Source organism: Sulfurivermis sp. (assembly GCF_059410345.1).
The window spans coordinates 101,459-107,711 of record NZ_JBLJDO010000009.1 but is presented as its reverse complement, the minus strand read 5'-3'; the positions used below and the strand labels follow the sequence as shown (position 1 = coordinate 107,711).

At 64.1% G+C, this 6,253-nt stretch carries 8 protein-coding genes; 5 read left to right on the top strand and 3 right to left on the bottom strand.

Annotated elements, in window-relative coordinates; genetic code table 11:
* The first annotated feature begins 234 nt into the window (after positions 1-234).
* The 5 genes from ACMV8A_RS09260 to ACMV8A_RS09240 all read left to right on the top strand — a co-directional run bounded on the left by ACMV8A_RS09260 (position 235) and on the right by ACMV8A_RS09240 (position 3,375).
* Complete coding sequence (locus ACMV8A_RS09260) at positions 235-465, top strand: HypC/HybG/HupF family hydrogenase formation chaperone (protein WP_495325488.1); 231 nt, start codon at positions 235-237, stop codon at positions 463-465.
* On the top strand, positions 458-802 hold the full coding sequence (hypA, locus tag ACMV8A_RS09255; protein WP_495325487.1) for a hydrogenase maturation nickel metallochaperone HypA: 345 nt from the start codon (positions 458-460) through the stop codon (positions 800-802). The genes ACMV8A_RS09260 and hypA overlap by 8 nt, the downstream gene beginning before the upstream one ends.
* A 74-nt stretch (positions 803-876) precedes the next feature.
* Positions 877-1,677 (top strand): hydrogenase nickel incorporation protein HypB, encoded by an 801-nt coding sequence (gene hypB / locus ACMV8A_RS09250; protein ID WP_495325486.1) that lies wholly within the window; start codon positions 877-879, stop codon positions 1,675-1,677.
* 3 nt (positions 1,678-1,680) lie between these two features.
* A complete protein-coding gene (hypD, locus tag ACMV8A_RS09245; RefSeq protein WP_495325485.1) occupies positions 1,681-2,769 on the top strand; it encodes a hydrogenase formation protein HypD in 1,089 nt (362 codons plus the stop codon).
* Positions 2,770-2,859: 90 nt separating this feature from the next.
* Positions 2,860-3,375, top strand: coding sequence for a hemerythrin domain-containing protein (locus ACMV8A_RS09240; RefSeq protein WP_495325484.1), 516 nt, complete (start codon positions 2,860-2,862; stop codon positions 3,373-3,375).
* A 52-nt stretch (positions 3,376-3,427) separates the two neighbouring features.
* Here the strand turns inward: ACMV8A_RS09240 and ACMV8A_RS09235 are convergent, their stop codons facing one another.
* From ACMV8A_RS09235 to nfi, 3 genes are all read right to left on the bottom strand, one after another.
* Positions 3,428-5,119, bottom strand: coding sequence for a potassium channel family protein (locus ACMV8A_RS09235; RefSeq protein ID WP_495325483.1), 1,692 nt, complete (start codon positions 5,117-5,119; stop codon positions 3,428-3,430).
* Positions 5,119-5,502, bottom strand: coding sequence for a DUF6394 family protein (locus tag ACMV8A_RS09230; protein WP_495325482.1), 384 nt, complete (start codon positions 5,500-5,502; stop codon positions 5,119-5,121). The genes ACMV8A_RS09235 and ACMV8A_RS09230 overlap by 1 nt, the downstream gene beginning before the upstream one ends.
* Positions 5,503-5,568: 66 nt before the next feature.
* Positions 5,569-6,243 (bottom strand): deoxyribonuclease V, encoded by a 675-nt coding sequence (nfi, locus tag ACMV8A_RS09225; RefSeq protein WP_495325481.1) that lies wholly within the window; start codon positions 6,241-6,243, stop codon positions 5,569-5,571.
* Between the last annotated feature and the right edge of the window lie 10 nt (positions 6,244-6,253).

Sequence of the window (6,253 nt, the reverse complement as noted above, 5' to 3'; positions counted from 1 at the left end):
GCAAGAGGTTTCCGCAATCGGGAGCGCTTCCGCAATGCGATTTATTTCCATCTCGGCGGCCTTGACCTATACCCCGCTCAGGTGGGAAAGCGGTGATTCAACCCACTCGAATGAGTGATGACCCATTCTTGTGACCGCCTAACTATAGACGCAGTTTGTGACATTTGGCGAGCGGTTGGGTTGTCCCGGTGATCTGGCTATACTCGCAGGGACTCAGCGAGCGGATACCCCACCATGTGTCTCGGCATTCCCATGCAAATCATCGGCATCGACGGCTTCAACGCGCGCGCCGCCGCCAAGGGCGTGGAGCGCGACATCAGCCTGTTCATGCTGCAGGATGAAATGCCGGCAGTGGGCGACTTCGTCATCGTGCATGTGGGCTATGCCATACAACGGATTAGCGAGGAAGACGCGCGCCAGTCGTGGCAGCTGTTCGATCAGATCCTGGCGGAAAGCGATGCATGAGCTGTCGGTGTGCCAGGCCTTGCTGGCGCAGGTAGAGCAGGTGGCGCGCGATAACGCAGCGCGCAGCGTGGAGAAGGTCGTGCTGCGCATCGGCCCGCTGGCCGGTGTGGAGCCACGGCTGCTGCAGGATGCCTTCCCCATCGCCCGCGCCGGCACCGTGGCCGCCGCCGCCGCACTGGTGATCGAGGAACAGCCCCTCACCGTGCGCTGCCAGAGCTGCGGCGCCGAAACCTCCGCCCAGCCCAACCGCCTCCTCTGCGGCGCCTGCGGCGACTGGCATACGCAACTGATCAGCGGCGATGAACTGTTGTTGGCCAGCGTCGAATTGACAACATAGTTTCGAGTTTCGGGTTTCGAACACCCAAACAGCGAAACTCGAAACTCGAAACTCGAAACTCGAAACTAACGATTATGTGCGACACCTGCGGCTGCAACATCACCCCCGGCAACAAACACCTCATCGAGGCCGGCGGCAAACTGTCCCACAGCCATGACGGCAAGGCGGCGGTGGAGGTCCTGCATGGCCTGCTGGGCGAGAACGACCTGCAGGCGGCGCACAACCGCGAGCATCTGGAAAAATATGGCGTGCTCGCCATCAACCTGATGTCCTCCCCCGGCGCCGGCAAGACCGCGCTGCTGGAGGCCACCATCGCCGCGCTGAAGGACGAGCTGCGCATCGCCGTCATCGAAGGCGATCTGGAAACCGAGAACGACGCCGAACGCATCCGCGCCCAGGGCGTGCCGGCGATCCAGATCACCACCGGCAGCGCCTGCCACCTCGATGCCCACATGGTGCATGACGCCCTGCACCACCTCGACCTGTCACAGCTCGACCTGCTGTTCATCGAGAATGTCGGCAACCTGGTCTGCCCGGCCAGCTTCGACCTCGGCCAGCACCGCAACGTGGTGCTGCTCTCCACCACTGAAGGCGACGATAAGCCGGCCAAGTACCCGGTGATGTTTCGCGCCGCCAACCTGATGCTGCTCACCAAGTCCGACCTGCTCGCGGTGCTGGACGACTTCGAGCCGGCCCGCGCCGAACAGCACCTGCGCCAGCTCGCCAATGCCGCGCCGGTGCTGCAACTCTCGGCCCGCAAGGGCGCCGGCCTGGACGCCTGGCTGGCCTGGCTGCGGGCGGAAATCGCGGCACGGCGCGAGGCGCGACAGAAATTCCGTGCTGCCCCCAAACTCAGCGGCGTGCTGAAGATCTGAGCCATGTCCCGTAGCGCCCGCGACTGGCTCGACCTGATCCGTGCCCTGCCCCTGCGCGAGCCGGTGCGCATCATGAATGTGTGTGGCGGCCACGAGCGTTCCATCACCACCGCCGGCCTGCGCGGTGTGCTGCCGCCGCAAGTCGAATTGATCCCTGGTCCCGGCTGCCCGGTGTGCATCTGTCCGGAAGAGGCGATCTACGCCGCCATCCAGCACGGCCTGCGTGACGATGCCATCGTGGTCGCCTACGGCGACATGCTGCGCGTGCCGGTCAATGGGCCGAAAGACGAAGTGCGCTCGCTGGAGCAGGCGCGCGCCCTCGGCGCCGACATCCGCCCCATCGCCTCACCGTTGGAGGCGGCGCAGATCGCCCGCGCCAACCCCGAGCGCCAGGTGGTGTTCCTCGCCGCCGGCTTCGAGACCACCACCGCGCCGCTCGCCGCCCTGTTGCAGGAGGGTGCGCCGGAGAATCTGCTGCTGGTCATGGCGGGCCGTCTCACCTGGCCGGCGGTGGCCATGCTGCTGAATTCCGAACAACCTGGCTTCGATGCCCTCATCGCCCCCGGCCATGTGTCGGCGGTGATGGGTTCCGATGAATGGCTGTTCGTACCGGAAAAACACCGCCTGCCGGCCGCCGTCGCCGGCTTCAGTCCGGAGAGCCTGCTGGCGGCCTTTTATGCGGTGATACGGCAAAGGCTGGAGGGTCGGGCCGGCCTCACCAACTGTTACCCGGAGGTGGTGAAGCCGCAGGGGAATGCGGCAGCACGGCGCCTGCTGGCGGCCAGTTTCGACGTGGGCGCTGCCCCCTGGCGCGGCGTCGGCAGCATCCCCGCCTCCGGCTACCACCTCAAGGACGCGTTACGCCACCACGATGCGCGCGAACACCTGCCCGATCACGGCGCCGAGCAGCGCCGCCGTGCCGGCGAAATGCCGCCCGGCTGCGACTGTGCCCGCGTGGTGTTGGGCAAGATCCCGCCCACCGCCTGCAAGCTGTACGGCCAGCCCTGCACCCCGCGCAGCCCCATCGGTCCCTGCATGGTGTCCGACGAGGGCGCCTGCCGCATCTGGTGGTCTGCTGGCACACGAGCCTGACACCTCTTGACCAAAATCAAATACACCCATAGGCAGAATGGGTTTATATTCACCGGCACAGCAAAACAATACTCAGGAGGAGAACTCAAGATGTTCGACTTTTTCAAGAAAAAGGGGGAAAGCAAAAACGAGGCATCGGCCCCCGCTGCACAGCAATACAACACCGCCCCCGGCACCGAGATCCGCTACCACCCCGAACTCATCGAGCAATTGCAATCCGATCACCGCAAACTGCTCGGCATCTATGGTGAGATCCAGCAGGCCTTCGACGCCGGCGATTATGCCCTGGTGTCCCAAAAACTCGACGCCTTCCGCAGCGGCCTGCAGGGCCATCTGCTCACCGAGAACGTGCGCCTGTACATCTATCTGGATCGCTGCCTGGCTTCTGACGAAACCAACTCGGACCTGATCCGCGGCTTCCGCCGCGAGATGGATGGCATCGCCAAGGTGGCGATGAACTTCCTGAAGAAATACGAGGCCATCGGTGTCGACAAGGAACTGGCCGGTGCCTTCGCCAAGGATTTCGCCACCATCGGCCAGGTGCTCGGCGAACGCATTCAGAAAGAGGAACAGGTGCTGTACCCACTGTATATGCCACAGTACTGAGCAAATACAGCGTAGCTTCATCGTTCCCACGCAGAGCGTGGGAACGATGGTATTACTGACTCCTGGCCCGCAGGGCCTTCCACACCCAACCGTCCGGCCGTTCCTCACCACTCAGCACATAGCGCAGCACATTGCCGTTATGCAAGGCGCGTGTCATGCGTTCGACCACACCGCTGCGGCCGCAGAACAACAGGCGGTCGCCGCTGCGCAGCACCACGTCCTCCGGCGGGATCAGGCGCGTATCCGTACCGCGCTGCAGCAACAAGGCCACACACGGCAACAGCTGTTCGCGTTCGCGCGCATCGCGCATGATCTCACCGAGACGCACGTCGGCCGCAGCGAGCATCTGCAACAGCGCCGGCGCCTCGTGCTGATCCAGGGTCAGCGTCCACACCTCCGGCACCACCTCGCCGGTGACGGCGCTGATGCGGCTGACCACCTCGTTGGCCCAGTCATTGCTCTGAGTGCGCGCCTGTTGCAGGAATACCGGCAACAGCGGCGTGGTGAGCTGGGCCAGAATGGCCTCGGCGATGATTTCGCTGCGGTGCATCACCAGATTGAGGCGGGCAGCCTTGAAGATGGCATCGTTATCGTGGCGATTCTGTCGCGCCACCATGAACAGCTTGGGTTTCAATTCAACCGCCGTCATCACGATGGACAGGTTATTGGCATCGTTGTCGGTACCGGCCACGATACCCACGGCATCCTCGATGCCGGCTGCCTGCAGGGTAATGGCCTCCGTGCCGCGGCCGATGACGCAGCGGTCGGCGCAGCCGGTACGTTGCGGATCGGCCTCGACGATCACCGCCTCCACGCCCTCGCCCACCAGACTTTCATGCACCGCCTTGCCGAAACGGCCGTAGCCGCACAGCACCCACTTGCCGTGGGGCGGATACAGCGGCTCGGACAGTGGCGTATTGGGCACCGCCGTCAGCCATTGGTAAAGCAGATGGGTGCCAGGTGAATGCAGCGCCAGCCCCAGGCGATCGCCGAAGGTATCGAAGGGGTTGATGATGGAGTCCGTACCAAAGGAGGCCATGTTGTTCTGCACGTCACGCGTCTCGGCGCGGCAGATCACCGGCAACGGACGGCGCAACAGCTTGCTGGTGATGGCAATCTTGAGATTGGCCTCGTCGTCATCGGTGAGCGCCACCACGCCGCGACAGTGCGGGCTGAGCAGCCCCGCCATGTTCAGGTAGGCCGACACACTGGCATCGGCACACAGCCCGGGCACGTACATGCCGAGGTCTTCCAGCTCCAGATCGTCGATACGATCGGGGTTGCGGTCGATGACCACAGCACGGATGTTGCGCTGCGCCAGGGCGCGCACCAGCAGGCTGCCGGTGTCGCCATAACCGCAGACGATGTAGAACGGTTCGCGCAGGCGGCGGATGCTGCGCGCGAAGGACTGCTCCACCACGGCGCGCTTGAAGGCCGGCTCCTGCAACAGGGTGAGGATCTTGCCGATGGCATACAGCCAGGCGATCACCGACAGGTAGATGGACACGATGGTCCACATGCGCTGTGCATCGGTGAAGGCGTAGGGAACTTCGCCAAAACCGATGGTCGTTGCCGTGTAGCTGATGACATAGAAGGCATGAAAGAAGCTCATGCGCCACGGCTGTCCCTCGGCGTCGACTCCAGGGATCAGCACCAAGCCGAGCACGGCGATGGTGTAGGCCGCGATCAGCACCAGCAGCGGCGCACGCATGCGCCGCAGGAACAGGAAGATAACCTTGTCCATCAGCGGCGCAGGTTGACCGTTTCGATGATCAGCAGAATCACCGAGACGATATTCGCCAGCATGGCGCCGCCAGCCAGCGAGACGATACTGGCCATCATCATGCCATTCAGCCCCACCGCACTGATGTGTACGGCATAGGCCCAGACCAGGGCAGCGACCAGCAGTTGCAGGTCCGCCACCAACGAGGTCGCCAGCAGCAGCGCGCCCATCTGGGTGCGGTCACCGAACTTGAGCACGGTGGCAATCAGGTTCACCACGATCACAGCAAACAGTTCATAGACGTTGTGGTGGTCCGGGTTCTCGAATTCGCCGATAAAGAAACCGAAGTTGAGGGTGAGTGCGAGGATGATGAAGAAACCGAAGACGACCTTTTCCAGGTTCATGGATTATTTTCTCCCCTTTAGTCCTGGCGGTGATTGTAGGCATGAATCCGCCCCGCCGACAAACCGTCAACGCCAGGATTTCGATGCCAGATGATGCGCCTGCCGCGTGGTCTCCGGCAGGCGGTAATGCCTGGAACAGGCCAGGGTGTAGTACACCGCCGTGGGCAGGCTGATGCGGTGACCGGGGGAGACGAACAACGGCGTGACGCCGCGGCGCGTGCGCAGCACCGCCCCGATAATCTCGTCGCCATCGCGTAACGGCACCCAGGCGCCGCGCTGCTCGGGCAGGTTGCCGTAGCTACCGATGAGGCGGCTCTTGGCCACCCCGATGGCCGGCACGTCGCACAGCACGCCCAGATGGGCGGCGATACCGAAACGGCGCGGATGGGCGATGCCCTGGCCGTCGCACAGCAACAGGTCGGGGCGGCCCTGCAGTTGCGCCAATGCTTCCAACACCGCCGGCACCTCGCGGAAGGACAACAGGCCGGGGACATAGGGAAAGCTGGTGGGGCGGCGGGCGATGGCATATTCGACGAGCGCCAGTTCGGGAAACGACAGCAACACCACAGCGGCGCGGGTGAGGGTGTTGTCCTGCTCGAAGCCCACGTCGACGCCGGCCACACAGCGAACCTCGCCCAACTGGTCGCGCAGCACCACCCTGCCCCGCAGCGACTCCTGCAAGGCCCGCGCCGCCACCGGCGTCACGTCCCAGGCATGGTTGAGCAGCGGCGTCAGGCCCATGGCCGGTGCC